Below are 26403 nucleotides of genomic sequence, written 5' to 3'. Positions count from 1 at the left end.
CCGAATCACCCGTTTCGCCTTCTGGCGGGGGCGGTCGATGGGAAGGAATGGGGCTTAAAACGGCCGGCTAGAACTATACCGCGATTTCCAAGGGAATTGGGCCCCCTTTCGGGCGCTGTCAAGGCACTATCTATAGCAGAACCATTGCGTGGCTACCCCCTCCGGGCTTATATAGCGCGAATTCCCTGTCATCGCTGATGACCACCGGTTTCGCCTCCAAAGGGGTGGGCGAAGCACAAAGGAGATTTGCCATGAGCAACGCACCTCTGATGCCCAAGGCGACCGCCGTCTGGCTGCTCGACAACACCGCGCTGACCTTCGACCAGGTCGCCGATTTCACCAAGATGCACCCCCTCGAAGTGCGAGCGATTGCCGATGGCGATGCGGCCCAGGGCATCAAGGGCATGGACCCCCTCTCGAACGGCCAGCTGACCCGCGAGGAGATCGAGAAGGGCGAGAAGAACCCGGATTACCGGCTCCGCCTCCAGGAGAGCAAGGTGGTGCTGCCGCCCCAGCCCAAGCGCAAGGGCCCGCGCTACACCCCGGTCTCGCGCCGCCACGAGCGCCCGAGCGCCATCCTCTGGCTGCTGCGCAGCCACCCGGAGCTCAAGGACGCCCAGGTCATGCGCCTGGTCGGCACCACCAAGAGCACCATCGCCAGCGTGCGCGACCGCACCCACTGGAACACGTCGCAGCTGACCCCGATCGATCCCGTCACGCTCGGCCTCTGCTCGCAGATCGAGCTCGATTTCGAAGTCGCGCGCGCGGCCAAGGAAAAGCCGATCGATGCAGCCTATGGCGGCGCCACGCTGCTGCCGGCCTCCGAGACCACCAAGAAGGACGAGTACGAGCCGACGGAAAAGTCGAGCGACGACCTCAACGTCGATGCCGTGTTCGCCAAGCTGAAGACGCTCGGCGGCAAGAAGCACGAGGAAGAGGAGGAGTAGTCCTTCTCTCTGCGACAGCCTCAAACGCAAAAAGCGCGGCAGGGAAAACCTGCCGCGCTTTTGTTTTGGGTGTCGCCTCGGTCGTCGTCCCTCAGAACTTGTACGTCACGCCCGCGCCGACCAGCCACGGATCGATATGCGCGGTGCCGGTAACCGGAAGGCCGGAGACGGTCGCGCTGTAATCGGGACGCAGCCAGAGCTTCTTGACGTCGACGTTGAGACCCCAGTGCCGGTCGATCATGTAGTCGAAACCGAACTGGACGGCGCCGCCCCAGGCGTTGCTGACATGCAGGTTGGTGGTGGTGGCGACGATCGCGGGCGGGCCGACGATCGCGGCAGGCGCATTGGCGGCCGAATTGTTGAAGAACACGGTGTAGTTCACGCCGGCGCCGATATACGGCTTGAACGCGCCGAACTGGTCGAAATGATATTGCAGCGTCAGCGTCGGCGGCAGCAGCGTAGTCTTGCCGATCGGCAGGTTGGCGAGCGAGCCGGTGCCGCTGATCGAGTGCCGGGTCACGCCGAGGATCAGCTCGGCCGCGATGTTCTTGGTGAAGAAATAGCTGATGTCGAGCTCGGGCACGACCTGGTCGCTGATCGACAGGCCCGAATTCGGCGAGGACAGCGTGGGCACGCCGGCCACGTTGACGGTCGAACCGCCGGCATCCGGCAACACGCCGAGCACGCGCAGGCGCACCATCCACGGATTGAACGCCTCCACCGGCGGCGGCGCCTTCTTGTAAACCGGCAAATCGGCAGCTTGCACCGATGCAAACGTGCCCGCGATCATCGCACCAACGGTCGCGAGCCGCGCCAGGTTTCTTGTCGTTCTCTGCATTTCAGTCCCCTTCAGCCTTCTTCTCGCGCGTCGTTGCGCGACATGAGCGTCAGAGCAGAAAGGGACCGCTGAAGGATTTGACTTCGATCAATTCAGCCAAATGCCGCCACGATTTGGCCATGGCGTTGCAGATGTGTCACGGACACGATGCATGCGAGATGACTGGCGCGGCAAGATAGTGCCGCAGCCCACATCACGGCCGGTCGGGATGGTTCAGCATGTACTCGCCGAGATCGCGCTGGCGGCGGTCGGCGCGCGCGGTGGCGGCATTGCGCTGGACGTCACGGTCCTTGCGGCAGGCCACGTATTCCGGCGAGCCCTGCGCATAGCCCCGGCTCAGGCAGACCGCATCATCATCATCGCCGCCGACCGCCACCGGTGTCTGGTAGCGCGCGGAGCAGGCGGAGAGAGCGGTGGCGAGCAGCACAGCTGCAAGCAGGCGCGGCGCGGCGGCGACTGGCATACGAAGTCCCTTGTTGGCGGCCCTGTTTAGCGCGGAATGAGGAGAATGTAAGTCCCTAGTGCGTGTTCTGGGCACACTGTCATTCCCCGCGCAGGCGGGGAATCCAGTACGCCGCGGCGGTCATCGAGTTGCACAATTTCGGCCACGGAGTACTGGATCACCCGCCTTCGCGGGTGATGACTGGGGCAAGTGGAGAGGCGATGTCTCGCCTTGCGGGCATGACACCGAGCCTCACACCCGCCCCTTCAGCGCCTCTCCGATCTCGTCCAGCGCCTTGGGATCCTCGATGGTCGCCGGCATGGTCCAGGATTCGCCGTCGGCGATCTTCTTGATGGTGCCGCGAAGGATCTTGCCGGAGCGCGTCTTGGGCAGGCGGCCGACGGTGATGGCGAGCTTGAAGGCGGCGACCGGGCCGAGCTTGTCGCGTACCAGCGCGATGATCTCCTTCTCGATCTCGGCGGGCGCGCGTTTCACGCCGGCCTTGAGCACCAGGAAGCCGCAGGGCACCTCGCCCTTGATGGCGTCCTTGACGCCGAGCACGGCGCATTCGGCGACGTCGGAATGCGAGGCCAGGATCTCCTCCATGCCGCCGGTGGAGAGCCGATGGCCGGCGACGTTGATGATGTCGTCGGTGCGGCCCATCACGAAGACATAGCCGTCCTCGTCCTTGTAGCCGGCGTCCGAGGTTTTGTAATAGCCCGGGAATTCGCTCAAATACGCTTCCTTGAAGCGCGCATCCTGATTCCACAGCGTCGGCAGGCAGCCCGGCGGCATCGGCAGCTTGATGACGATCGAGCCCATGGTGTTGGGCCCCACCGGCCTTGCCGCCTCGTCCACCACGTCGACCTGATAGCCCGGCATCGGCACCGTCGGCGAGCCGTGCTTCACCGGCAGCATGCCGAGCCCGACCGGGTTGCCGGCGATGCACCAGCCAGTCTCGGTCTGCCACCAATGGTCGATCACCGGCACCTTCAACTGTTGCTCCGCCCACTCGACGGTCGGCGGATCGGCGCGCTCGCCGGCCAAGAAGAGCGTGCGGAATTTCGAGAGATCGTATTGCCGGATGAATTGTCCTTCCGGATCGTCCTTCCGGATCGCGCGGAACGCCGTCGGCGCGGTGAAAAACGCAACCGCCTTGTGCTCCGAGATCACACGCCAGAACGCACCGGCATCGGGCGTGCCGACCGGTTTGCCCTCGTACATGATCGTCGTCGCGCCATGCAGCAGCGGGCCGTAGACGATGTAGCTGTGGCCGACCACCCAGCCGATGTCGGAGCCGCACCACCACACCTCACCCGGCTTGACGCCATAGAGGTTGAACATCGACCATTTCACCGCGACGAGATGGCCGCCATTGTCGCGCACGACGCCCTTCGGGATGCCCGTGGTGCCCGAAGTGTAGAGAATGTAGAGCGGATCGGTGGCGGCAACGGGCACGCAAGGTGCCTTCTTGCCGTCGTTCAGCGCCTTGCGGCGCAGGCTCGCCCAATCGTAGTCCCGGCCGGGGGTCAGATCGCAGGTGAGCTGCGGACGCTGCAGCACGATGCAGGCTTTCGGCTTGCTGCCGGCCAGCTTGATCGCCTCGTCGAGCAGCGGCTTGTACTGCACGATGCGCCCCGGCTCGATGCCGCAGCTTGCGGAGAGAATGAGCTTGGGCTGTGCATCGTCGATGCGGGTGGCGAGCTCCTTGGCGGCAAAGCCGCCGAACACCACCGAGTGCACCGCACCGATCCGCGCGCAGGCGAGCATCGCGACCACGGCCTCCGGCACCATCGGCATATAGAGGATGACGCGATCGCCCTTGGCGACGCCGAAATCCTGCATGATGGCGCCAAGCGCCTGCACCTCGTTCAGCAGTTCGGCATAGGTCAACCGGGTGACGCTGCCCGCGAGCGGCGAATCGTGGATCAGCGCGACCTGGTCGGCACGGCCGCGTTCGACATGGCGGTCCAGCGCGTTGTAGCAGGTATTGACGACACCGCCGGCGAACCAGCGGCCGTAGGTTCCCTGGCCGGGATCGAAGATCGTCTTGGGCGGCTCGATCCAGTCGATCTCCTTCGCCGCCTCGGCCCAGAAGCCCTTGGGGTCGGCGAGCGAGCGCGCGTAGACCTCGTGATAGAGACTCTTGCCCTGGACATTCATTCCCGCGCTCCCGTTCCCTTTCTTGGCCTGGCCCCGACCCTCGTGGCAGGGCAGGCGCCCCGCCATGACCAGGATCAATTGCCGGCCTTGTTTGGCGCTATTTTCCCGGGAACTGGCTGCGGTTCAAGCTGAAAAGGATGGGGCTCTTGAAGAAGGCATAGCAACTACCGCGGCGACGGTTTACTCCCTCGCCCCGCTTGCGGGGAGAGGGTTGGGGTGAGGGGGAGTCTCCTCAGGGACGGTGATAGCTGGACCCGCGGAGAGTCCCCCTCACCCGGAATTTGCTTTGCAAATTCCGGCCTCTCCCCGCAAGCGGGGAGAGGCGAAGAGCGCGCCTCAGCTCTCCATCTCGCTCAGCTTCTGCAAGCGCTCCTGCATCACCTTCTTCAGATCATAGCCAGGGCGGCCGAAGCTGGCATTGCGGAGGCTGAGGAAATCACGCTGGGTTTTGCGCAGATCGCCGGCCGCACGCTTGCTCGCCGCCTTCAGCACGCGCTCATAGGTCTCGGCGATCTGGCGGTCGAGCACGCCGAGTTGCGGATCGGCGCAGATCACCTTCTCAACCTCGCGCCTGGCGGTCGCGCATGCGAAGGAGGGACCGTTGCCGGACGGCGCGTTCAGCGCCCGCGGCGGTTCGGTGCCGAATTTCGCAATCTCGGCGATCATGACGCGGCGACCGCTCGCGGCATTGTCGTTGGCGGGATCGAGCCGCAGGGCCGTCTCGTAATCGGCCAGCGCCTTCGCGCGCTCGCTCATTTTCTTGTAGAGCACGGCGCGGTTGTTGTAGGTCTTCGCGAAGTTCGGATCGAGCTTGAGCGCGGCGTCATAGTCGCTCAAGGCTGCGCCGAGCTCGCCTTTGAACTGGTAGGAATCGCCGCGGTTGGTCAGGAAGTTCGCGCGCTGCTCGCGCCGGATCGCCTGGTCGTAATCGGCGATGGCCTTGTCGTACTCGCCCATGGCGGCATAGGCGAGGCCGCGATTGTCGAAATATTCCGGCTGCTTCGGATCGAGCCTGATCGCCTCGCTATTGTCGGCGACAGATTTGTCGTACTGGCCGAGCTTCTTCCAGGCCGCGCCGCGGTTCGAATAAGTGCGGGCTCGCTCCGGATCGAGCCGCAAGGCCTCGTCGAAATTCTTGATCGCCTTGTCGTTGTCGCCACCGAGATAATAGGTCGCGCCGCGATCGGACCAGGCTTGCGCATAATCCGGCTTCAGCTTGATCGCCTGGTCGTAGTCGGCGAGCGCGCGGTCGAGCCGGCGCTGATTGGTGTAGACGACGCCACGCAGCGCGTAAGCTTCCGCATCCGCCGGATCGAGCTCGATCGCCTTGCCGAGGTCGGCCGCGGCGCGATTGAGATCGCCGCCGGCCTCGCGCAAGAGGTCGCCGCGCAGGCGCCAGGCTTTTGCATTCTTGCCGTCAAGCGCGATGGCGCGATCGATGTCCCGCAGGGCCTGGGTGAGACCACCCGAGATGCGCGCATTGGCGTCGGCACGGACCAGCAGCGCCGCCGTGCGATCGGCCGTCGCATTCGAGGTCTGGTCGATGATGGGGCTGCAGGCCGGGATCAGCTCCGCGGGAGCCACCTTGCTGCCCATCACGCAATCGGTGCCGGCGGAGGCGGGACAAGCGAGCGCGAAGCTCACGGCCGCGCCGAGGAAGAAGGCGCGAAGCGATATCTTGGCAGGCGAAAGCGCTTGCGCGGAAAAAGACGAGCCGCACATGGTGGAGTGCTCCGTGACGTCAGGTTTTCACCATTGTCGCGGCGGGAAAGGGATGGGTTCAATGCGGGCCCGTCGACGCCGTCATGGCCGGGCTTGTCCCGGCCATCCACGTCTAGCCCCCGGGACAGAAAGAACGTGGATGCCCCGGACAAGCCCGGGCATGACGAACTCTCTTGGAGCAGCGAGCCTCAATACCCGTCGACCCCGTTGATCCGCTGCAGCCGGTCCTGCATCGCCTTCTTCAGGTCAAAGCCCGGCCGGCCGTATCCGGCGTTCCTGCGCGCGATGAAATCGTCCTGCTCGCGCTGGATCTTGCCTGCCTCGGCCGGGCTCTGCGCTTCGCGCAGCACGCGCAGATGCGATCCGTAGATCTCGCGATCGAGATCGGCGAGGTCGCGATTGGCGCAGATCGCCTTCTCCACCGGGCGGCGCGCCCGGGCGCAATTGAAACTGGGCTTGCCCGCGACCGCCATCTGCGCGCCGATCCGCTCGATCTCGCGCGCCATCGCCTTGTGATTGGCCTTGGCCTTCTCGTGATTCGGATCGATCTTTAGCGCCGCACCGAAATCCTGCACCGCCCTGGGCTTGTCGCCCTTCCTGAGCCAGAGCTCGCCGCGCGCGTTGAAGATGTCGGCAAGCGTGGGATCGAGCTGGAGCGCGCGGCTGTCGTCGGCGATGGCGCGGTCGATCTGGTCGTGCCGCGCGTAAAGCGCCGCGCGCGCGACCAGCGCCTTGACCAGATCCCCCTTCGCCGTCTTCTCGCTGTCGATCACGGCGGCGCAGGCGGTGGCGGCCTTGTCCAGATCGTCGGCCGCGGTCGCCGCGAGGCACGACGCGACGTCGACCTGTATCACCGCGGCCGGCTCGCCCCCGGTCGCGGCCTCTGCCGCGCCGAGCGAGAGCGCGCACAGCAGCGCGGCACCTGACGATCGAACCCATTTTTGAAAACGCATGTTCACTGCAGTCGGAAGCCTTGCTTTCGGTCTTGTCTTACGTCTTGCCTCGGGGCCGTACTATCCATCATACGGCCGGATTGGTGCTAGCTTGTGGCGCCGCTCACATCGGTTTCGGGGATCATCGTGTCGACATTCGAATGGATCATCGTTCTGCTGCTCGGCGCCGTTGCCTTATCGGCGCTGGCGCGGCGGATCAAGGTCCCCTACCCGACCTTTCTCGCCATCGGCGGCGCGCTGATCGCCTTCGTGCCCTCCAGCCCGTCCTGGACACTGGAGCCGGACCTCGCTTTGGCCCTTTTTGTCGCACCGGTCCTGCTCGATGCCGCCTTCGACACCTCGCTGCGCGATCTGCGCAACAATTGGGTTCCGGTCTCCACCCTGGTCGTCGCCGCGGTCGGCCTGACCACGGCCGGCGTCGCTTTCGTCGCGCACCGGCTGATGCCCGAGATGCCGTGGGCCGCCGCGGTCGCACTCGGCGCCATCGTGGCGCCGCCCGACGCAGCCGCGGCGGTCGCGATCCTGAGCCAGGTCAAGCTGCCTCACCGCATGGTGAAGGTTTTGGAAGGCGAAAGCCTGCTCAACGATGCCAGCGCGCTCCTGATCTATCGCATAGCGGTCGGCGCGGTCGCCACCGAGCATCTGACATGGAGCCAGGTCGCGCCGACCATGGCGCTCGCTTTGGTCGGCAGCGTCGTCGCCGGCCTGCTCGCAGCCCGCCTCATCCCGCCGATCATGGAGCGCGTGACGGAAGCGCCGAGCGTGATCATCGTGCAATTCGCGACCACCTTCATGGTCTGGATCGCCGCCGAGCATCTCGGCCTCTCCGGCATTCTCACCATCGTTGTCTATGCCATGGCGATGGCGCGGTCCGCCGGCTTGCGCATGCCGGCGCGGCTGCGGGTCCCGTCCTATGCGGTCTGGGAAACCATGGTGTTCGTGCTCAACGTGCTCGCCTTCATGCTGATCGGCATGCAGATGCGGCCGATCTGGACGCGGCTCGATGCCGACATACGCTGGGAATATTGCGTGGCCGCGGCCTGGATCCTGCTCACCGTGGTGCTGGTCCGCCTGCTCTGGGTGACGTTCTATCGCACCATCCTGCGCGTGCTGGTCGCGCAGGGGATCTATCACCCGAAAGACCCGCGGGCCGTCGCCTCGCCCAAGGGCGGCCTCATCATCTCCTGGTGCGGCATGCGCGGTCTCGTCACGCTCGCGACCGCGTTCGCGCTGCCGGAGAATTTTCCCTATCGCGACTTCATCGTCTTCATCGCGTTCGCGGTGGTGCTGGGATCGCTGGTGATCCAGGGCCTGACGCTGCGGCCGCTGATCCTGGCATTCGGTCTCAAGGACGACGATCCCGTCGGCACCGAGGTCGCGCATGCACGCGCCGTGGCCTATCGCGCCGCGCTCGATGCGATCGAAAGCGATCCGTCGGAAGAGGCGGAGATCCTGCGGCTCGAATATCGGGCGATCCTGATGCAGACGGAAAACGATCCCAATGGCGGCATCGCCAGTGGCGAGCTGCCCGCCGATCCCCTGCGCCGCCGCGCCATCGAGGCCGCGCGCAAATCGATCGTCGCGCTGCGCGCCACCGAGGTGATCGGCGACGACGCCTTCCACCGGGTCGAGGAGGAGCTCGATCGCGCAGAATTGAGCGCGGGGGGCTGAGGTAGCGCAACCACAAACTCGGTGTCGTCCCGGACAAGCGCGCCCCAGGCGCGCGCAGATCCGGGACGACAGCCCGCATGAACGGCGAGCGTTGAACCAAACCCTGCCCTCCCAGACTCACTCCTGATGACGACCCTGATCGACGACCGTCGTGTACGCGCGCGTGATGCGGCGCCTGCACGATATTTTTATCTCCACATGGCCCTGGCCTGCGCAGCCACTGCGTTTCTCGGCTTCGCACCGACCTATTGGGTGCCGCTCGCCCACCGGACGCTGTCCGCAAGTCCGGTGATTCATTTTCACGGATTCTTGTTCTTCACCTGGTCACTTTATTTCGTGCTGCAGACCTGGCTCGCGGCCTCGGGCCGCGTGGTCAATCACCGATCGCTCGGCATCGCCGGCGTGTCGCTCGCGACCGCGATGACGATCTTCGGCTTCCTCGCTTCCGTACATGTGATGCAGCATTCCGCCGCCCTCGGGCAGCGCGAGGCTGGCATCGGCTTCTCGATCGTGCCGATGAGCGGCATCGCGTTCTTCGCGATCGTGTTCGTGCTGGCGATCATGAACACACGCAAGCCCGAGATTCACAAGCGGCTGATGCTGCTCGCCGCGGTCTCCATCCTCGACGCCGCGATCGCGCGCTGGTTCCTGACCTTCCTGGCGCCTCCCGGGCCGCCCGGCCCGCCGCCGGTGCCGGTGACGATCGCGCCGGCCGTCGTCGCCTCGCTGCTGCTTGTCGTCGCCATGGTGCGCGACTGGCGCGCCGAGGGCCGCGTGCATCCGGTCTACATCTACGGCACGCTCGCGCTGCTGGCGGTGAAGGTGCTGAACTGGCCGGTCAGCGAGAGCGCGGCCTGGCATTCGTTCGCCGGCGGGATTCTTGCGCTGGCGCAGTAGGTCGCCAAACACTCCGCTGTCGTCCCGCAAGCTCCCATGCAATCCGTCACCCTGAGGTGGCCGCTTCTTCAGCGGCCCTCGAAGGGCGACGGCCCAGCTGCCGCAACGGGGCCGCTCATCCTTCGAGGCTCCCCGCGCGATGCTCTGCATCGCGCGCCTCGCACCTCAGGATGACGGTTTCTAGCGGTATTGCTTCAAGCCCCCGCCTTGCACGTGATCCCGCCGTCGACCACGAGCTCGATCCCCGTCACATATTTCGACTCGTCCGAGGCCAGGAACAACGCGGCGTTAGCGACGTCGAAGGCATCGCCCATGTGGCCCATCGGCACCTGTGCGTCGCGGGCGCGCCACATCGCCTCGACATCGCCCTTGGCGTAGCTGTTCGCGAGCCCTGCGGAATGCTCGACCATCGGCGTCTTCATCAGGCCGGGCAGGATCGCGTTGACGCGCACATGATGGCGCGCGAACTCGATCGCGGTGGTGCGCGTCATCTGGTTCATCGCCGCCTTCGAGGTGCCGTAGGTGACGTAGGAGATGCCCATGTGCCGAATCGAGGCGATCGAGGAGATGTTGATGATCGAGCCGCCGCCCTGCTTCACCATGACGGGAATGACGTGCTTCATGGCAAAATAGGCGCTCTTGAGGTTGACGCTGAAGACGCGGTCCCAGCTCTCCTCGGTGACCTCCACCACGCTGCCCATTTCGGCGATACCGACATTGTTGTCGAGCACGTCGATGCGGCCATAGGCCTTCAGGCATGCCGCCACCATCGCCTCGATCTCGGCGGGACGCGCGACGTCGGCGGTGAACGCCGTCGCCTGGCCGCCCTCGCCGGTGATGATCTTCGCGGTCTCTTCGGCGGCGGCGCCGTTGCGGTCCACGCAAAACACCTGCGCACCCTCGCGCGCGAAGGTCACCGCGGTCGCCTTGCCGTTGCCCCAGCCGGGACCGATCGAGCCGGCCCCCACCACCATCGCAACCTTGCCCTTGAGCCGATCCATCGTGTGTCTCCTTTGTTGTTCTTCTTGTAGCCCGGATGAGCGCAGCGACATCCGGGGACGGTGGTCCCGCATGTCGCTCCGCTCATGCGGGCTACGGATCGTTGCAAACCTTCATCGTCGTCACGTTAGCACCAATGGAATGCCCGACAATCTCCGACAGTGTCCGACACTGTCCGTCATGGCACAGCCGCCATTCGCCGGCCTCTCCGGAATTGCCGAGCACGACCTCCGGCATCGGCGCGCGCTGCGGCTGCCATTGAAACCAGCCGCCGACCAGCCGCGCCTCGGGCGGCGGCTCCATGCCGGGACCGGTGCCCTTGACGCGGGCCTGCACCAGTTCGAGGCCGGCGGGCGTGACGCGCCAGTCCTCCTGCCACTCGATCTTCGCGATCGAATGCGTCCAGGCGAGCGTGAACGCAGACAGCGCCAGCGTCTTCACGCCGAAAGCCGTTGCGAAGCAGAGGCTCACACCGCCTCGACCGGCGCTGGCGGGCGCTGCCGCCATTGCCACAGCACGATCGCCGCGGCGAGCACGAAGCCGATGGTGTCGCTGAACGCAAATTCGCCGAGCAGGCAGAACGCGGCGCCGAGCGCGACCAGGCGCTCGATCAGGTTCAGCCGCGTGAACAAAAAGCCGATCGCGACCATGCCGAACAGCGCGATCGCCACCAAAGCCTTGAACGTCGCCAGGGCCACCGCGCCGTAGAAGCCGAGCTTGGCCGCCATGGGATCGCCGGCCTGCAGCATCAACGCGGGCGAGTAGACGAAGATGAAGGGGATGACATAGCCGGCGAGCGCGATGCGCATCGCCTCCCAGCCGATCTTGTCCGGATTCTCCTTCGCGATCGGCGCCGCCGCGAGCGCGGCGAGCGCCACCGGCGGCGAAAGGTCGGCCATGATGCCGTAGTAGAACGCGAACATGTGGCTCGCGATCAGCGGCACGCCAAGTTTCGCCAGCGCCGGTGCGGCGAGCGCGGCGGTGATGATGTAGGTCGGGATGGTCGGGATGCCGGTGCCGAGCAGAATCGACAGCAGCATGGTCATGATCAGCGCGAGGAACAGGCTCTTTTCGCCGAGCCCGATCACCCAGCCGCCAAAGATGGTGCCGACGCCGGTCTGCGACATCATGCCGATGATGACGCCGACGATGGCGCAGGCCATGCCGACGGTGATGGCGGATTTGGCGCTTTCGGCCAGCGCGTCGCGGCACTCGCGCAAGGCCTTGAACCCGCCACGCACGAAAGCGGCAATCAAGATCAGACCGACGACGACGCATCCGACCGGCACGATCTTGAGGCCGTCCCGCGACAGCGCGCCGACCACCAGCGCAAGCCCGACCCAGAAGATGATGCGGATCACGTTCGAGGAGGCGCCCGTCGTGATGGCGGTGCCGAGGATCAGCGCCACGGTCAGCGCGAGGCCCATGCTGCCGGCATAGAGGGGCGTGAAGCCTTCGAACAGCATGTAGACCAGGGCAGCGAGCGGCAACACCAGGTACCAGCGCGTCACCAGCGCCTTCCAGGCGCTCGGAATCTCCGAGCGCTTCATGCCGACGAGGCCGTGCTTGCCGGCTTCCAGATGCACCATCCAGAACGCCGAAGCGAAATAGAGGATCGCCGGGATCGCCGCCGCCTTGACGATCTCCGAATATTGCACGCCGAGCGTCTCGGCCATGATGAACGCGACCGCGCCCATCACCGGCGGCATGATCTGCCCGCCCATCGACGCCGTGGCCTCGACGCCCGCCGCGAAGGCGCGGCGATAGCCGAACCGGATCATCAGCGGAATCGTGAACTGGCCGACGGTGACGACATTGGCAACGCCGGAGCCGGAGATCGTGCCCATCATGCCCGAGGCGAACACCGCAACCTTGGCCGGGCCACCGCGGGTCCTGCCGAACAGGCCAAGCGAGACGTCGGTGAAGAGCTGGATCATGCCGGCGCGTTCCAGGAACGAGCCGAACAGGATGAACAGGAAGATGTAGGTCGCCGAGACGTAGATCGGCACGCCGTAAAAACCTTCGGTGCCGAACGACAGATGGGTGATGATCTGATCGAAATCGTAGCCGCGATGATTGAGCGGCGACGGCAGGTACTGGCCGAAGAACCAGTAGACGAGGCAGGCGCCGCACATCAGCGGCAGCGCCGCGCCCATCAGGCGCCGCGTGCCCTCGAAGATCAGCACCGCCAGCACCGTGCCGACCACGAGATCGAGCCGCGTCGGGTCGCCGTCGCGCGCGATCAGGTCGGCGTAGAAAATCCACTGGTAGAGCCCGCAGAAGAAGCCGGCAGCGCCGATCGCCCAGCCGAGCGCGCGGCCGGCATTGCTCTTCGCGGTGAAGTTGGCGATCAGGCCGAAGGTGAGCAGGACCAGGAAGCCGACATGGACGCCGCGCACCACCTGGCTCGGCAGATAGTTGAAGGCGGCGACATAGAGCTGGAAGGTGGCGAAGGCAATGCCGATCCAATAGGCGAGCGCGCCCCAGCCGCGCGGGCCGAAGCCTTCCGGGAAACCGTGCTCGAAATTGTCGAACTCGACCTTGACCTTCTCGGGCGCAGCTTCAGTGCCCTCTGCCTTTTCCAGCATCTATCTCGTCCTCAGCCTGTCCATGCCGGATAGCATTGGCACAGGGCCCCAAAAACGTCATGCCCGGGACGATCCCGGGCATTCGCGAACGCTCTCTCCACCGTCATTCCGGGGCGATGCGAAGCATCGAACCCGGAATCTCGAGATTCCGGGTTCGGCTCTGGCGAGCCGCCCCGGAATGACAGGGATAGTCTTACTTGATCAGCCCTTTTTCCTTGTAATAGCGGATCGCGCCGGGGTGCAACGGAACCGGGCTGCCGGTGGCGGCGGTCTCGAGCTTGATCTCCTTGCCGGCCGCGTGCGCGTTCTGCAATTCCGGCAGCGATTCGTAGACCAGCTTGGTCATCTGATAGGCGAGATCGTCCGACACCGCGGAGCTGGTGACGAGATAGTTGATCACGGCCGCCGTCGGCACGTCCTTGTCCTGGCCGGTATAGGTGTTGGCCGGAATGATCGCGGAGACGAAGGGCGGGCCGATCTTGTCGACGGTCTCCTTCGGCACCGACACCACCGTGATCGGGCTCGAGGTGGACAGATCCTTTAGCGAGGCGACGCCGAGGCCAGCCGATTGCAGCGTCGCTGCGAGCTGGCGGTTCTTCATGAGGTCGACGGATTCGGCGAACGGCAGATACTCGACCTTGCCAAGATCCTTGTAGCTCATGCCCGCGGCGGCCAGGATCGCGCGCGAATTCAGCTCGGTGCCCGACTTGGGCGCACCGACCGAGAGGCTCTTGCCCTTGAGGTCGGCCAGCGTCTTGATGCCGGACTCCGTGGTGGCGACGATCTGGATGTAGTTCGGGTAGATCGCACCGATGGTGCGGAGCTTGTCGAGTTTGGTCTTGAAGCCCGCCTCCTCCTCGCCGTCCCAGGCGGCCTTGAGCGAGTCACCCAGCGTGAACGCCAGCTCGCCGCGGCCCTGCTGCAGCAGGATCAGATTCTCGACCGACGCCTTGGTGGCCTGCACCTGCGTCTTCACGTTCGGAATCTTGTCGCCGTAGATCTTCCCGATCGCGACCCCGAGCGGATAGTAGACGCCCGAGGTGCCTCCGGTCAGCACGTTGATGAAGGATTGCGCCTGCGCGCAAGGTGCCGACGCTGCCAGAACAAGAGCCGCAGCCGCGCCGAGAATAGTCCGTTTCATGGTTGTTGTTCTCCCCAAACCGGCCGCGAAAGTGGCCGGATGAGGCATGCGGGTCAACCCATCCAAAAGATAAAGCTGGGCTGCGGTAAACGGCCGTTCCGGCTCGATTATTCGGGAACCGGACAGGTGCGGCGAGGTGGCGCAGCGTGGACGATCGTATAAGTGTGGACCAGGGCCAAGACGATACCAACAGCGTCATGGCCGGGCTTGTCCCGGCCATCCACGCCTTTTCGCAGCTCGGAGGACGTGGATGCCCGGGACAAGCCCGGGCATGACGACCTCTGCTGAATGTTCAAATCCGATTGCCTGCCCGCAAGCGAGCAGAAGCCCCCCTCACTGGAAGGTCATGTCCAGGCACTTGGAGATGTCGGAGCCGAGGCCGGAGGAGATGGTGATGCAGCCGCGCACCTTCTGCGCGGTCGCGTCGGCGGCCCACACCGAATAGCCGCCGGGGCCGAAGAACGAGTTGGTGTTCGGCGGTTCGGTCTCGGTGACGTCGAAATCGTATTTCCCGTCGGTGTCGAAGATGCGCGGCTTCTTGATGCAGCCGCCGTCGGTCTGGACGTTGATGACTTCCTTGTTGTCGCGGGTCAGCGCCAGCGAGACCTGGCAGCGGAAATATTCCGAGGTCTTGGTGTTGAAGAGATAAGTATAGGATTTGCAGGTCGCGGTGTTCAGCTTGCCCGGAGCAAGGCCGCGGCTGCACGAAATGCGCTGGTTGTGGCTGAGCTGGTAGTCATCGGCCCGGGCGGCCGGCGCCAGCGCCGTCAGTGACAATGCAGCAGCCCAGCAGAGTTTAATCACATGGCGCATCCGAATCATCCCTACCAATAATTTTGTCGAGTTGCGTTCTAGACGGAAAGCGGAACATAGTCGCGAGGGGACGCGGGGAAAATCACAAACTGCTGGGCAAGACGTGATGCGCTGCGGCGCTTTCGCGAATTGACCCGGACATACCGTTCGTGATTTGTTCAAGACCGGTGCCCCACCGGCGGGGAGGATGGATCATGGCATTTTCAACAAAGACATTTGCACCTGTTTCGATTGCACTCGTAACGCTGCTCGGCGGCTTCGCCGGACCTGCTGCCGCGCAAGCGCCGGCCACGCCCTGGGAGCTCAAGCCCGACACCGGCTACGCCTACGACAAGGACGGCAAGACCTTTTCCTACAAGATGGGCACCAGCAACGCCGGCGAGTTGCTGAAGGGCGCCAAGAAGGTCCCGCGCGGCACGCTGTTCTTCATCGGCCACAACGGCCAGCTCTACATGCGCAGCGGCCCGTATCTCGAAGGCGACGGCAAGTTCAAGTTCGGGCCGGATCAGTAGGGCCTGCGGGCGGGAACGCTCCTTCCACACTCTCGGTGTCATCACCCGCGAAGGCGGGTGATCCAGTATTGCAGAGGCCGTCGTGATTGAATCGAAAGGCCGCGGCGTACTGGATGCCCCGGTCGAGCCGGGGCATGACAGCGGAGGATGCCGCAGCTCACCAGCGCCCTAGAACGCCCCGGCCATTTCCCTTGCGCCGGGTTTGCCGCTGTTCGCATCCATCCGGTCGTCCGTCACCGCCAGCAGCTTCGCCACCGTGTTGTGGCGGATCGCGACCGGGTTGCGCTCGTAGCCGCCGCGCTGGAAGAAGTTCGAGGTCGGCACCTGCTCGCGCATCGCCTGCGGCATGGTCACCATGTCGAGCCCAGTGCCGTCGCCGGTGAGGTTCATCATCTCGAGCTCGGCCGCGGTGAGCGGGCGGGTGTAGCCCTTGGCGCGGGCGAACAGCACCGAGGTCAGCAGCTTGTGGGTCTGCAGCATCGGCCCGACGTCGATGTCGAGCACCATCGCGTGCATGGCCCAGCCCTGCGAGGTGTTGCCGATCTTCTCGTGCTCCGACCAGGTGTCGGGCACCGCCTTGGCATGCGTCACCATCTTCTTCAGGACGGCGAGCTTGTGCTCGAGCGCCTGCCGCTGCGGCCCTGACGTGCGCGCCACCTTGTCGGCGAGCGCGCGGATGAGCTCATGCCCCTGCTCGGCCAGCAGCTCGACGCTGTTGGTGGTCAGCAGCTGGTTGTAGCCCATGGCGGTCGAGATCGCGCGCTTGCCGCCATGCTCGATTCCCGCCTGGACGTCGTGGCTGCCGGTGCCGCCGGTCTCGAACGAATAAACCCGCACCGCCTGCTCGCGCGTCAGCCCGGAGGCGAGCGCGTAGCGGGCATAGGCGCGCTTGAACTCGACCTCGCTGGAGGGACGCTGCGGCGTGAACTGGTAGAGCTCCTGCGCCGCGCGCAGGAAATCCGCGACCACGGGGATCGGCTTCTTGGCGGGCCGGTCCGGCGTTTCCTCCGGCTCCGGATTCACCGGCTTCTTCGGTCCGTTGTAGAGCGGCGGATGCTCCAGCACGTAATCGTCGAGCGTCACCTGCTGGCCGCTGCGCCGCTTGGCGTTGCGGCCTTTGCGCTTCTCCGAGATCTGGCTCCAATAGGCGCCGGCCTCGGCATCGAACGCGGCGCGCGCCGCCTGGTACTCGGCGAGCTTGCGGCGATATTCGAGCACGGCGGGCGAAGCGCCGCCTTGCGCGAAAAACTGCGACAGCAGCTGGGCGTTGGCGTTGCTGACGGCCGGCGGCAGCGCATCGGCCTCGCCGCCGCGGGCGGCGGGCGTGAGCAGGACGAGCGCGAGGGGAACCAGCGCAAGACGATGTCGAATCGAATGATGCATGCGAACGTCCTAGCAGGCATCCGGTAACCGTCACGTTAACGCGCCGTTTACCATCATTTCCAGGCGAAAACCGGCTGTTCCAGCTCGGTCACGCGGGTGTGCCGCCCCGCCAGCACCTCGCGGAACTGATAGATCAAGGCCGCCGTCGGCGCGTGGATCAAGCTCATCTGGTGATGGAAGCGGATCACGCGGCGGGTGCTTTCGGGGATCGCAGTGAAATCGAAGGCCTCGTCGCGTTCGATCGTCGCGAGCGCGATGCGATGGACGGAGGCAACCTCGTCCGGGTTCGGCCTGATCGCGGCACTGTCGGCCGCCCACACCACCACCGGCGTGATCAGATAGCCGGAGCGGGTCGGATAATCGTCGAGCAGGCCGAGCACCGCGTCGGCCGAAAGCTTGAGCGCAAGCTCCTCGTCGAGCTCCCGCAGCGCCGCCTCGACAGGCGTCTCGCCGGCATCGCAGCGTCCGCCGGGCAGCGCCCATTGGCCGCGATGCGATCGCAGGCTCGACGCGCGCTTCGTGAGCAGGAAGGCCGTGTCGTCGCCGTCACCGGATTCGGTCAACGCCAGCACCACCGCGGCGCGCTTCAGCGCCGACGGCTCGGCCGCGTCGGGCAGCCGCGCGAAGGACGCGCACGCCTCTGCGATATTCCGTCTGGTGGCATCGCCGAAAGGTCTCATGATGCTTGACTACACCATGACCGCATCTGATGAAACGAGGAGAGACAAGCGTTGCAGGGATGGACGGAGCGATGACGAGCAAGGTTGCCGCAAGGCTCAAATCAGAGGGCTGGAGCATCCTCGAGACCACGGGCTTCATGCACCTGGTCGGTCCCCTGTGGGAGCGCAAGGTCGATGGCCATTACGAGTTCGCGCTCGCGACCGAGGACAAGCACCATAATCGCCGCGGCATGGTCCAGGGCGGCGTGATGATGACCTTCGCCGACCGCACCTGCGGCATGACCGCCCGCTACACCTCCGGCAAGGAGTTCATGGCGACGGTGCAGCTCGACACCCATTTCGTCGAAGCCGGCCAGATCGGTGACATCCTGATCTCCCGCCCCCGCGTCGTGCGCTCGACCCGCAGCCTGATCTTCATGAGCACCGAGGTGACGGTCGACGGCCGCTGCATCGTGATGGCGAACGGCGTGTTCAAGATCTTGAAGGGGCCGGGGTAGATGCGCGGTTAGGCAGGCTCCGCTGCCAACACATCCACCGCCGTCATTCCCCGCGAAGGCGGGGAATCCAGTACGCCGCGGCTTCTCGGCTCCATCACGACGGCCTCTGGAATACTGGATCGCCCGATCAAGTCGGGCGATGACAGTTGTGAGTATGGCGGGCATCCGCCACGCGTCATTGCGAGCGCAGCGAAGCAATCCAGAGATCTCCCCGCGCACGCAGCTCTGGATTGCTTCGCTGCGCTCGCAATGACGGTTCTGGGTGGTTATGCTGCCCCAACAAAAATCGAGGACCTGCCCATGCAATACCGTCAGCTCGGCCGCAGCGGCCTGAAAGTGTCGCCGATCTGTCTGGGCTCGATGATGTTCGGCGGGCCGACCGATGAAGCCACGTCGAAGCGGATCATCGACAAGGCGCACGGCGCCGGCATCAATTTCATCGACACGGCCGACGCCTATTCGAAGGGCGCCTCCGAAGAGGTGGTCGGCCGCGCCATTGCCGGCAACCGTCACGCCTGGGTGCTCGCGACCAAGCTTGCCAACCCCATGGGCAATGATCCCAACCGCGTCGGCCTGTCGCGCCGCTGGGTGCTGCAGGCCGCCGACGAGAGCCTGAAGCGGCTCGGCACCGATCACATCGACATCTACTATCTGCACAAGGAAGACCATTCGACGCCGCTGGAGGAAACAGTGCGCGCGATGGGCGATCTGATCCGCGCCGGCAAGGTGCGCTATTTCGGCGTCTCCAATTATCGCGCCTGGCGCGTCGCCGAGATCTGCAACATCTGCGACCGGCTCGGCATCGACCGGCCCGCGGTGAGCCAGCCATACTACAATGCGATGAACCGCATGCCCGAGGTCGAGCACTTCCCGGCCTGCTCCTATTACGGCCTCGGCATCGTGCCCTACAGCCCGCTGGCGCGCGGCGTGCTCGCCGGCAAGTACAGGCCGGATGCGGCTCCCGACAAGGAGACGCGCGCGGGACGCAACGACACCCGCATGATGCAGACCGAGTGGCGGCCGGAATCGCTGCAGCTCGCGCAGGAGATCAAGATCCACGCCGAGAAGAAGGGCATCACCGCCGGCCAGTTCGCGGTAGCCTGGGTGCTCAACTCCGCTTTCGTCTCCTCGATCGTCGCCGGCCCACGTACCGAGGAGCAGTGGGACGGTTACATCAGCGCACTCGACTATCGCTTCGGCGGAGATGACGAGGCGCTGATCGACCGGCTGGTCGTGCCGGGCCATCCCTCGACGCCGGGCTACAACGATCCCGCCTACCCGATCGAAGGCCGCCGCGCCCGCACCGCCTGAACCTTCGAGAGACGACCATGGCACAGGAAGACCGCTACGGCCTGCCGCTCTCCACCGCATCCGATGCGGCGGCAAGCGCCTATCGCGACGGCGTCGACCTCATGCTCGCGGGCTGGACCGGCATGGCGGAGGCGCTGGAGCGCGCCATCGCGGCCGATCCGGATTTTGCGCTTCCCCTCATCGCCCGCGCCCGCGTGTACGCCTTCTACCAGCAGGGCGATCTGGCGCGGAGCAAGGCGGCGCTCGCACGCGAGCTGGTCGGAAAGCACGGCACGGAGCGCGAGCGCTCGCATGTCGAGACGCTGGCGCTGGCAATCGAGGGGAAGCTGCCGGAGGCGATCGCATCGACGCTGAATCACATCGAGCGCTGGCCGCGCGATGCCCTGGTGCTGTCGCTGCCGCTCGGCGCGTTCGGCCTGTTCGCCTTCTCCGGCATGGCCGACCACGACCGCGCGCGGTTTGAGCTGTGCGAGCGCATGGCGCAGCATTACGGCGAGGACTGGTGGTTCCTCACCATGTCCGGCTGGGCGATGACCGAGAACGGCAACGTCGCGCGCGGCCGCGCCGTCACCGAGCGTGGTTTCGACCTGCGCCGGGCCAATGCTCATGCCGCGCACGCCGTGCTGCATGCGATGTTCGAGGATGGCTCGATCGACGCCGCCGACCGCCTGGTCGAGGACTGGATCCCCTCTTACGACCGCGCCGGCCTCCTGCACGGCCACATCCGCTGGCACCAGGCGCTCGGCGCGCTCGAGCATGGCGATGCGGCACGCGCGCTCGCGATGTATGCCGACGTGCTCCAGCCCTCGGCCACCCAGGCGCCGCCGCTCAACGTCGTCACCGACGCCGCCTCGCTGCTGTGGCGCCTGTCGGCCTATGGGCACGCCGTGCCAAGAGAGCTCTGGCTCGAAGCCGATGCCGCCGCGCAAAAACTGTTTCCGAAATCGAGCCTGTCCTTTGCCGACGTCCACATGGCGCTGTTCGCGGCGGCGACGCAGAACCATGCGGCGCTCGGCGCGCGGCTTGCGACCATCGAGCAGCGGCTCGCCGAGGGCAAGCTGCCGGCCGGCCCCGTGGTGCCCGCGATCTTCCGCGCGCTGGAGGCTTTCGCGGATGAGAAATACGCCGCATGCGCGCAAACGCTCGCGCCTGTCCTCGACGAGGTCGTGCGGATCGGCGGCAGCCACGCCCAGCGCGAATTGATCGAGGACACCTGCATCGTTGCGCTGATGCGCAGCGGCGAACTGCCGCGCGCGCGAGCCCTGCTGGACGCCCGGCTGCATCGCCGCCCGTCGCTTCGCGACAGGCGCTGGCAGGGCGCGACGGGTTAGCTCTGCCACGAAAAAAACACCGGCCTGACGGCAAGTGCCGGCCGGACGGCTTGGGCGATGCGGGCGAATCGCCGTCGGGGTGGCGCGGTGGTATTCCAGACGGATCTTGCAGAACAAACGGGATCGCAACCAATTTGCGGTTCGATGGTTGTCGGACGGAACCTGCCCGTGGTTCCCAGGCATTTGAGCCTTCCGATGCGCCTCTGCCGACCTCTGCCGGCCGCCACGCTGGGTTTGACCGCCGCGCTTGCCGCGATCGCAAGTCCTTGTTTTGGCGAAACTTCCAAACCGATTCCGGTCAAGAATCCGCCGGCGCAGCAGACCGCCTTGATCGACCTGCTGGCGCTGATGTCGGGCCATTGCAAGACGTTCAAGGTCGCCGGCCGCTCCTTTGCCTGCAAGACGGTGGCCTACGCCCACGGCGACAAGGGCCGCGTCAATTTCGCGGTCGCCGTCGACGACCCCTCCGATGCCAACCACGTCGTGTCGTTCTCCGGCGAGAACGGCAAGCGCGCGGACGACAATTCCTACGAGCTGCCGATCGACCGCATGCTGCTCAACTCCAAGGATCGCCCCAAGGTCGACGGCCTGCCGGTGCCGGCGGAGCAGACCTCCACCGGTCTCTGCCGCCAGACCGGAAACTTCGCTGCCAGGAAAGTGAACGACGTCACCTGTTCGGCGACCGACAACGAAGGTCGTCAATATGAACTACTGTTCGTCTCCGACGGTACGCCCGTGAGCGTGCGCCGCATCCGGCAATCGTCGCCCTCGATCCAGGATCCGTTCAAGTAGCCCTCACGCGAACGCCTTTTCCAGCGTTGCGAAGATCACCGCGAGCGATTTGTCGTGCCGTGTGATCGGCGGTACCGGGCGATCAATCTTCATCAGCTGGTAGACCGCCGTCTGCGCCGCGCGCACCGAATATTCGACGGTGAACACGACGTCATCGGGGATTTCCACGAACTGGCTGACGAAGGCGAGGTTGACCGAGTTCTTCGGCACAGGCAGCGGCCGATCCGTCAGGTTGCGCGGCATGAACATGCTGGTGATGTAGGGCATCCGGCAGGGAACGCAGATCGCGTCCTCGAACACACCAGGTTCGAAATTCAGGTGGCCGCACAATTCCTTCAGGATATCGGCGCCGCCGCAATCGGACATCGGCTTGGCGACGAAGTTGCCGACGCGGTCGGGATGCAGCGCATAGCCCCAGAACACCTGCACGTTCTTCGGCTGCCCCGTGAAATGCGGCTGGTGATAGAGCACGACCGACATCAGCCAGTTCGAATCCTTGAACGTGACGAGGCCGCCGGTGCCTGCCCTGTTGCCGGAGAACGCTTCCATCCGGTCGAAGAACTGCGGGTCACGGCAGGTGACGGTGAAGGACGCCCAGTAGGATTCGGGGATCGAATTGTTGAAGGCGGCGGGATTGCCGAATTCGGGACGGCCCTGCGCGATCGTCTCCCACAGCGCCCAGCCCTGACTGTCCTTCTTGGTCAGGCGCGGCGGCGGCTCGGTCATCGAGCCCAGGCTCGAGGCGTCCGTCATCGAGCCGTTCTGGAAGAACACGAGATCGCCCTCCTCGAGCCGGACATTGGCGATGCGGCCGTCGCGATCGAGCACGAGCTGGCGCACCCGCAGGCGTCCGTTCTCGTCTTCGACCGCCATGTCGGTGACGCGCGTGCCGCGTACGAACTGCACGCCCTGCCGCTTCAGCCAGTCGGCGAGCGGCCGCACGATCGCGTCATACTGATTATAGACGGTGCGCTTGACGCCGCCGAGCGTCTCGATGCGCGGAAACTCGTTCATGAAGCGATGCAGATAGCGCTTCAGCTCCACCGCGCTGTGCCAGGGCTGGAACGCGAAGGTGGTCTGCCACATGTACCAGAAATTGGACTCGAAGAATTTTGGCGAGAGCCAGTCGGTGATGCGGCTGTTGCCGAGCGTCTCCTCGGAGGCCTCCGTCAAACGCAGCAGCTCGAGCCGGTCGCGCGCGGAAAAGCCCATATGCGAGACGTCGATCTTGAAGCGATTGCGGTCGACCAGCCGCGCCTGCGAATGCGCGGGGGTCTCCAGATTGAACGCGATGGTCTCCTCGCGCACGCTGAGGCCCGGATGCTCCAGCGAGGGAATGCTGGAGAGCAGATCCCAGGTGCACTCGTAATGATCGGTGGTCAGCATGCGGCCGCCTCGCAGCGAATAGGCGCCGTTCGCGAGCAGCGCGCCGTCGAGGCTGCCGCCGACCAGCGGCTGCGCCTCGTAGATCACGATGTCACGCCCTGCCTGCTGCGCGTCGCGGATCAGGAACGCCGCGCCCGCGAGCGATCCAATGCCACCGCCGATGAAATACGCCTTCATGACTTGCCTCGATTGCCGTACGAATTTTCGTGGCGACACTGCATCCGCAGGCAGCAACCGAGGTTGCGCTGGATCAACCGCGGGACGAGGCGAAATCACGTCGACGTTATCGCTGCAGGCCTCTTCGCATAAACGTGTTCGATCTCGTCGGCGAAGCGGCGCTCGAGCGCAGGCCGCTTGTTCTTCAGCGTCGGCGTGAGCAGGCCTGCCGCAATGGTCCATGGATCCAGCGTCCACCACACCGCGCGCGGAGTGGCATAGGCCGGATAGCTCTTCACGGCCGCCGCTATTCGCGCCAGCAGCGCCGCCCGCTCCGCGGCGCCGCCCTGCTGGCCGCGCGCAGCCAGCCTTTCCTTCTCCGCCACCCAGGCTTTGGCATTCAGCACGACCAGCGCGGCGAGGAACGGCCGCTTTTCGCCAACCACCAGCGCCTGCTCGAACAGGGGATCGGCCAGGATCGCGGTCTCCAGATCGACCGGCGCGATCTTCTCACCGGTCGAGGTCACCAGGATGTCCTTGATGCGGCCGGTGATGGTGATCCGCCCGTTCTCGATGCGGGCTTGGTCGCCGGTATGAAGCCAGCCATCGGCATCCTTGACGCGGCGCGTCTCCTCCGGCTTGTGCCAATAACCGATCATCACGCTGGGACCACGCACCTGCAATTCGTCGTTCTCGCCCAGCCGGACCTCGACGCCGTCGAGGACGTGGCCGACCGAATGTGGGTCGTTGTCGTCGACGGTGTTCACCGAGACGACCGGCGAGGTCTCCGTCATGCCGTAGCCCTGGAGAACGTCGAGCCCCAGCGCGAGAAACAGGCGAATGACGGGCTCCGCGATCGGCGCTCCCCCGGAAATCGCCACACGCAGGCGGCCGCCGAGCTGCGCCAGCACCTTGTCGACGACGAGGCGCTCGAGCATCGGCCAGAACAGACGGTCGAGCAGCGACGGCGCTTCGTGCCGCTGCCGCGCATCGAAGCGCCGGCCGCCGACGTGGATCGTGAGGTCGAGAAGCACGCGCTCGATCCAGCCAGCCGACGCGCGATGCTGCATGATCAGCGCGTAGACGCGCTCGTAGATCCGGGGCACCGAGACCAGCACCGTCGGCCGCACATGCTTCAGATCATCCGAGAGCTGCGGCACCGAGCGGGCGTAGGCGACACAGGCGCCGGCCGCGATCGGGTAGTAATAGCCGCCGGTGCGCTCGAAGGTGTGCGAGAGCGGCAGGAAGGACAGGAAGACGTCGTGTGGTTCGGCGGCGATACGCTGCGCGATCGCCTTCACATTGGCGACGACGTTGGCGTGCGACAGCATCACGCCCTTCGGCCGCCCGGTCGTGCCCGAGGTATAGACGATGGCGGCGAGATCCTCCGGCGCGATCGCGACATCAGGCAACTGCGCCGTCGCACCGGGGGCTTGCGCGAGCCAGTAATCGAGCCCGACGATGCGCGCATCCGGCGTGACGAGCCCGCCAACATCCGAGCAGACGATGCGCTTGAGATGGTCGAGCGGCTGGCCGGTCGCCACGATCGCCTGCCAGCGCTCGAGCGTATCCACGAACAGAAGCAGCGCGCCGGAATCGATCAGGACGTAGGCGACGCTGTCGGGATTGTCGACGGCATGCATCGGCACCGGGACCAGGCCGCGCGACAGCGTCGCCTGGTCCATCGCGATATGCGAAATGCCGTTCGGCATCAGGATCGCGACGCGCTCGCCGGGCGCGAAATTCTCCGCGGCCAGCGCCCGTCGCCACAGCTCGAATTCGGCATCGATCTCGCGCCAGGACTGGCTGACCCAGCGCTTCGCTCCCGCGTCGAAATGACGGTAGGCCTCTGCCGCCGGCGTCGCCCGGACACGCCAGCGCAACAGCTCCGGCAAGGTCCTCACCTCGGCAAGCGCGTCCGGTTGACTGATCTGCTCCGTCATGGCGTCCTTTCGCGACTCGATCAATTCCCCCACTCATGTGGGGCGTCGACACTAGGCCGGCCAGTTCCCGCCACTTTGATCTTCAGCAAGCTGGCCATGCATTGGAGCGATCCATGACGCGCGACCGCCTGTTTCTACTGCGCCCCGGCTTCGAGGACCCTGCCTTTCCGGGGCGCCTGTTCTATTGCTGGCATTGCGCGCTGATCGAGGGCGTTTTGACCTCGTTTCCGCAACTCGCCGCAAATCTCGACGTCGAGCGCATCGCGTGGCCGCGCCCGCGGCAGCCGGTGATCCCGCTGGTCGGCGAACGAAATCAGGGACTGCCGCTCCTGGTGCTGGCCGACGGAGCGACATCGCCGCACCAGACCGGCAGCCATGAGGGCCGCGCCTTCATCGCCGACAAGGACGCGATCCTCGCCGCACTCTCCGAGCGCCACGGCTTTCCCGATCCGCATCCATGAGGGCGCGAACGTAGCCCGCATGAGCGAAGCGACATGCGGGACGGCCGGCCCCGGATATCGCTGCGCTCATCCGGGCTACAGGTCGCAAAACGAGGGAAGATCGGCATTGCTTAATTCCGATAGCCTCGCATAGTCGCGCCACCACCCCGCGCGAAAGTCTTTCCATGCCCCAAGCCCTCCCCGCTCTCATCGTCATTGACGTCCAGCGCGCGTTCGACGAGTGGGAGGCGGCGGGAAAGCGGCGCAACAATCCGGATGCGGTCGCGCGGATCGCCGATCTTCTGCAGGCGTTCCGGCTCCACGGCGCGCCGATCTTTCACATTCGCCATGAGGGCACCAAGCCGAATTCCTCGTTCCTGCCCCAGGGCTCCGGCTATCCCGTCAAGGACGAGGCACGCGAGCAGCCGGGCGAGCCTGTCATCGTCAAGCGCGTCAACAGCGCCTTCATCGGCACCGATCTCGAGGAGCGCCTGCGCGCAGCCGGCATCGACACGCTCGTGATCTGCGGCGCCACCACCAATCATTGCGTGGAGACGACGACGCGGATGGCCGGCAATCTCGGCTTCGACGCGCGCCTCGTGCGCGATGCGACATGGACGTTCGACCGCGTTGGCCCCGACGGCGACAGGCACTCCGCCGAGGAGATCCATGCGATGACGCTGTCGAACCTGAACGGCGAGTTCGCCCGCATCGTCAGCGCGCGTGATGTGATTGCGTCATTCGCGGCCAAGTGATGGCAGCAATGCGATCCGCGCGGTGATGCGACAATTGATCTCA

24 protein-coding genes are annotated in these 26403 nt (G+C 65.5%); 10 read left to right on the top strand and 14 right to left on the bottom strand.

From position 1 onward, the window contains the following. Positions 1–251 precede the first annotated feature (251 nt). Entirely contained in the window at positions 252–947 is a 696-nt protein-coding gene (locus QRQ56_RS20625) for a DUF1013 domain-containing protein (RefSeq protein ID WP_438742663.1), read from the top strand. Between the two features lie 91 nt (positions 948–1038). On the opposite strand, the gene QRQ56_RS20620 is transcribed toward QRQ56_RS20625, so the two are convergent. The 5 genes from QRQ56_RS20620 to QRQ56_RS20600 all read right to left on the bottom strand — a co-directional run bounded on the left by QRQ56_RS20620 (position 1039) and on the right by QRQ56_RS20600 (position 7065). Beyond that, positions 1039–1785 (bottom strand): OmpW/AlkL family protein, encoded by a 747-nt coding sequence (locus tag QRQ56_RS20620; RefSeq protein ID WP_438742662.1) that lies wholly within the window; start codon positions 1783–1785, stop codon positions 1039–1041. Positions 1786–1978: 193 nt separating this feature from the next. Continuing rightward, positions 1979–2248, bottom strand: a complete 270-nt coding sequence (locus QRQ56_RS20615) for a hypothetical protein (RefSeq protein ID WP_438742660.1) — start codon at positions 2246–2248, stop codon at positions 1979–1981. Positions 2249–2479: 231 nt separating this feature from the next. Continuing rightward, a complete protein-coding gene (locus QRQ56_RS20610) occupies positions 2480–4390 on the bottom strand; it encodes a propionyl-CoA synthetase (RefSeq protein WP_438742658.1) in 1911 nt (636 codons plus the stop codon). Between the two features lie 336 nt (positions 4391–4726). Next, on the bottom strand, positions 4727–6112 hold the full coding sequence (locus QRQ56_RS20605) for a tetratricopeptide repeat protein (protein WP_438742656.1): 1386 nt from the start codon (positions 6110–6112) through the stop codon (positions 4727–4729). Positions 6113–6300: 188 nt separating this feature from the next. Continuing rightward, complete coding sequence (locus tag QRQ56_RS20600) at positions 6301–7065, bottom strand: hypothetical protein (protein WP_438742654.1); 765 nt, start codon at positions 7063–7065, stop codon at positions 6301–6303. A 93-nt stretch (positions 7066–7158) separates the two neighbouring features. Here QRQ56_RS20600 and QRQ56_RS20595 point away from each other — a divergent pair, with 93 nt between their 5' ends. Then, positions 7159–8736 (top strand): cation:proton antiporter, encoded by a 1578-nt coding sequence (locus tag QRQ56_RS20595; protein ID WP_438742652.1) that lies wholly within the window; start codon positions 7159–7161, stop codon positions 8734–8736. A 126-nt stretch (positions 8737–8862) separates the two neighbouring features. Continuing rightward, complete coding sequence (locus QRQ56_RS20590; RefSeq protein ID WP_438742651.1) at positions 8863–9633, top strand: hypothetical protein; 771 nt, start codon at positions 8863–8865, stop codon at positions 9631–9633. 194 nt (positions 9634–9827) lie between these two features. Here the strand turns inward: QRQ56_RS20590 and QRQ56_RS20585 are convergent, their stop codons facing one another. The 5 genes from QRQ56_RS20585 to QRQ56_RS20565 form a co-directional block, all read right to left on the bottom strand. Continuing rightward, positions 9828–10634: an SDR family NAD(P)-dependent oxidoreductase gene (locus QRQ56_RS20585; RefSeq protein WP_438742649.1), complete on the bottom strand. Its 807-nt coding sequence runs from the start codon at positions 10632–10634 to the stop codon at positions 9828–9830. 91 nt (positions 10635–10725) lie between these two features. Further along, positions 10726–11139, bottom strand: coding sequence for a DUF1850 domain-containing protein (locus QRQ56_RS20580; RefSeq protein WP_438742647.1), 414 nt, complete (start codon positions 11137–11139; stop codon positions 10726–10728). Beyond that, on the bottom strand, positions 11100–13220 hold the full coding sequence (locus tag QRQ56_RS20575; RefSeq protein ID WP_438742645.1) for a TRAP transporter permease: 2121 nt from the start codon (positions 13218–13220) through the stop codon (positions 11100–11102). The genes QRQ56_RS20580 and QRQ56_RS20575 overlap by 40 nt, the downstream gene beginning before the upstream one ends. Positions 13221–13413: 193 nt before the next feature. Next, a complete protein-coding gene (locus QRQ56_RS20570; protein ID WP_438742644.1) occupies positions 13414–14361 on the bottom strand; it encodes a TAXI family TRAP transporter solute-binding subunit in 948 nt (315 codons plus the stop codon). 333 nt (positions 14362–14694) lie between these two features. Next, the gene (locus QRQ56_RS20565; protein ID WP_438742642.1) at positions 14695–15174 is read right to left on the bottom strand and encodes a hypothetical protein; all 480 of its coding nucleotides are present in this window, start codon (positions 15172–15174) and stop codon (positions 14695–14697) included. Positions 15175–15368: 194 nt separating this feature from the next. On the opposite strand from QRQ56_RS20565, the gene QRQ56_RS20560 reads away from it, so the two are divergent. Then, on the top strand, positions 15369–15686 hold the full coding sequence (locus QRQ56_RS20560; RefSeq protein WP_438742639.1) for a hypothetical protein: 318 nt from the start codon (positions 15369–15371) through the stop codon (positions 15684–15686). A 168-nt stretch (positions 15687–15854) separates the two neighbouring features. Here the strand turns inward: QRQ56_RS20560 and QRQ56_RS20555 are convergent, their stop codons facing one another. Together QRQ56_RS20555 and QRQ56_RS20550 are read right to left on the bottom strand one after the other, a co-directional pair. Continuing rightward, positions 15855–17069: a hypothetical protein gene (locus QRQ56_RS20555; RefSeq protein WP_438742638.1), complete on the bottom strand. Its 1215-nt coding sequence runs from the start codon at positions 17067–17069 to the stop codon at positions 15855–15857. A gap of 53 nt (positions 17070–17122) precedes the next feature. Continuing rightward, positions 17123–17749: an NUDIX hydrolase gene (locus QRQ56_RS20550; protein ID WP_438742637.1), complete on the bottom strand. Its 627-nt coding sequence runs from the start codon at positions 17747–17749 to the stop codon at positions 17123–17125. A 71-nt stretch (positions 17750–17820) separates the two neighbouring features. On the opposite strand from QRQ56_RS20550, the gene QRQ56_RS20545 reads away from it, so the two are divergent. The 4 genes from QRQ56_RS20545 to QRQ56_RS20530 all read left to right on the top strand — a co-directional run bounded on the left by QRQ56_RS20545 (position 17821) and on the right by QRQ56_RS20530 (position 21680). Further along, on the top strand, positions 17821–18246 hold the full coding sequence (locus QRQ56_RS20545) for a PaaI family thioesterase (RefSeq protein WP_438742636.1): 426 nt from the start codon (positions 17821–17823) through the stop codon (positions 18244–18246). A gap of 300 nt (positions 18247–18546) precedes the next feature. Next, entirely contained in the window at positions 18547–19557 is a 1011-nt protein-coding gene (locus QRQ56_RS20540) for an aldo/keto reductase (RefSeq protein ID WP_438742635.1), read from the top strand. A gap of 17 nt (positions 19558–19574) precedes the next feature. After that, positions 19575–20888, top strand: a complete 1314-nt coding sequence (locus tag QRQ56_RS20535) for a tetratricopeptide repeat protein (RefSeq protein ID WP_438742634.1) — start codon at positions 19575–19577, stop codon at positions 20886–20888. A gap of 195 nt (positions 20889–21083) precedes the next feature. Continuing rightward, entirely contained in the window at positions 21084–21680 is a 597-nt protein-coding gene (locus QRQ56_RS20530; protein WP_438742633.1) for a hypothetical protein, read from the top strand. A 3-nt stretch (positions 21681–21683) separates the two neighbouring features. On the opposite strand, the gene QRQ56_RS20525 is transcribed toward QRQ56_RS20530, so the two are convergent. Both QRQ56_RS20525 and QRQ56_RS20520 read right to left on the bottom strand, forming a co-directional pair. Continuing rightward, complete coding sequence (locus QRQ56_RS20525; protein WP_438742632.1) at positions 21684–23243, bottom strand: oleate hydratase; 1560 nt, start codon at positions 23241–23243, stop codon at positions 21684–21686. A 95-nt stretch (positions 23244–23338) separates the two neighbouring features. After that, the gene (locus tag QRQ56_RS20520) at positions 23339–25165 is read right to left on the bottom strand and encodes an AMP-dependent synthetase/ligase (protein WP_438742631.1); all 1827 of its coding nucleotides are present in this window, start codon (positions 25163–25165) and stop codon (positions 23339–23341) included. Positions 25166–25278: 113 nt separating this feature from the next. Here QRQ56_RS20520 and QRQ56_RS20515 point away from each other — a divergent pair, with 113 nt between their 5' ends. Then, positions 25279–25626, top strand: coding sequence for a DUF3088 domain-containing protein (locus QRQ56_RS20515; protein WP_438742630.1), 348 nt, complete (start codon positions 25279–25281; stop codon positions 25624–25626). A gap of 164 nt (positions 25627–25790) precedes the next feature. Further along, the gene (locus QRQ56_RS20510; RefSeq protein ID WP_438742629.1) at positions 25791–26360 is read left to right on the top strand and encodes a cysteine hydrolase family protein; all 570 of its coding nucleotides are present in this window, start codon (positions 25791–25793) and stop codon (positions 26358–26360) included. The last annotated feature ends 43 nt before the right edge of the window (positions 26361–26403 follow it).

The sequence above is a fragment of the Bradyrhizobium sp. U531 genome (assembly GCF_051710265.1).
GTDB lineage: Bacteria > Pseudomonadota > Alphaproteobacteria > Rhizobiales > Xanthobacteraceae > Bradyrhizobium.
The sequence above is the reverse complement of the archived record's forward strand: the minus strand, read 5'-3'. Positions and strand labels throughout refer to the sequence as shown.

Bases quoted from the DNA above. Each gene is read 5' to 3' on its own strand.
- QRQ56_RS20620 (WP_438742662.1), bottom strand. From the start codon at position 1,785: ATGCAGAGAACGACAAGAAACCTGGCGCGGCTCGCGACCGTTGGTGCG.
- QRQ56_RS20615 (WP_438742660.1), bottom strand. From the start codon at position 2,248: ATGCCAGTCGCCGCCGCGCCGCGCCTGCTTGCAGCTGTGCTGCTCGCC.
- QRQ56_RS20575 (WP_438742645.1), bottom strand. From the start codon at position 13,220: ATGCTGGAAAAGGCAGAGGGCACTGAAGCTGCGCCCGAGAAGGTCAAG.
- QRQ56_RS20585 (WP_438742649.1), bottom strand. From the start codon at position 10,634: ATGGATCGGCTCAAGGGCAAGGTTGCGATGGTGGTGGGGGCCGGCTCG.
- QRQ56_RS20555 (WP_438742638.1), bottom strand. From the start codon at position 17,069: ATGCATCATTCGATTCGACATCGTCTTGCGCTGGTTCCCCTCGCGCTC.
- QRQ56_RS20515 (WP_438742630.1), top strand. From the start codon at position 25,279: ATGACGCGCGACCGCCTGTTTCTACTGCGCCCCGGCTTCGAGGACCCT.
- QRQ56_RS20560 (WP_438742639.1), top strand. From the start codon at position 15,369: ATGGCATTTTCAACAAAGACATTTGCACCTGTTTCGATTGCACTCGTA.
- QRQ56_RS20510 (WP_438742629.1), top strand. From the start codon at position 25,791: ATGCCCCAAGCCCTCCCCGCTCTCATCGTCATTGACGTCCAGCGCGCG.
- QRQ56_RS20525 (WP_438742632.1), bottom strand. From the start codon at position 23,243: ATGAAGGCGTATTTCATCGGCGGTGGCATTGGATCGCTCGCGGGCGCG.
- QRQ56_RS20600 (WP_438742654.1), bottom strand. From the start codon at position 7,065: ATGCGTTTTCAAAAATGGGTTCGATCGTCAGGTGCCGCGCTGCTGTGC.
- QRQ56_RS20625 (WP_438742663.1), top strand. From the start codon at position 252: ATGAGCAACGCACCTCTGATGCCCAAGGCGACCGCCGTCTGGCTGCTC.
- QRQ56_RS20580 (WP_438742647.1), bottom strand. From the start codon at position 11,139: ATGGCGGCAGCGCCCGCCAGCGCCGGTCGAGGCGGTGTGAGCCTCTGC.
- QRQ56_RS20610 (WP_438742658.1), bottom strand. From the start codon at position 4,390: ATGAATGTCCAGGGCAAGAGTCTCTATCACGAGGTCTACGCGCGCTCG.
- QRQ56_RS20565 (WP_438742642.1), bottom strand. From the start codon at position 15,174: ATGCGCCATGTGATTAAACTCTGCTGGGCTGCTGCATTGTCACTGACG.
- QRQ56_RS20545 (WP_438742636.1), top strand. From the start codon at position 17,821: ATGACGAGCAAGGTTGCCGCAAGGCTCAAATCAGAGGGCTGGAGCATC.
- QRQ56_RS20570 (WP_438742644.1), bottom strand. From the start codon at position 14,361: ATGAAACGGACTATTCTCGGCGCGGCTGCGGCTCTTGTTCTGGCAGCG.
- QRQ56_RS20550 (WP_438742637.1), bottom strand. From the start codon at position 17,749: ATGAGACCTTTCGGCGATGCCACCAGACGGAATATCGCAGAGGCGTGC.
- QRQ56_RS20590 (WP_438742651.1), top strand. From the start codon at position 8,863: ATGACGACCCTGATCGACGACCGTCGTGTACGCGCGCGTGATGCGGCG.
- QRQ56_RS20605 (WP_438742656.1), bottom strand. From the start codon at position 6,112: ATGTGCGGCTCGTCTTTTTCCGCGCAAGCGCTTTCGCCTGCCAAGATA.
- QRQ56_RS20520 (WP_438742631.1), bottom strand. From the start codon at position 25,165: ATGACGGAGCAGATCAGTCAACCGGACGCGCTTGCCGAGGTGAGGACC.
- QRQ56_RS20540 (WP_438742635.1), top strand. From the start codon at position 18,547: ATGCAATACCGTCAGCTCGGCCGCAGCGGCCTGAAAGTGTCGCCGATC.
- QRQ56_RS20530 (WP_438742633.1), top strand. From the start codon at position 21,084: ATGCGCCTCTGCCGACCTCTGCCGGCCGCCACGCTGGGTTTGACCGCC.
- QRQ56_RS20535 (WP_438742634.1), top strand. From the start codon at position 19,575: ATGGCACAGGAAGACCGCTACGGCCTGCCGCTCTCCACCGCATCCGAT.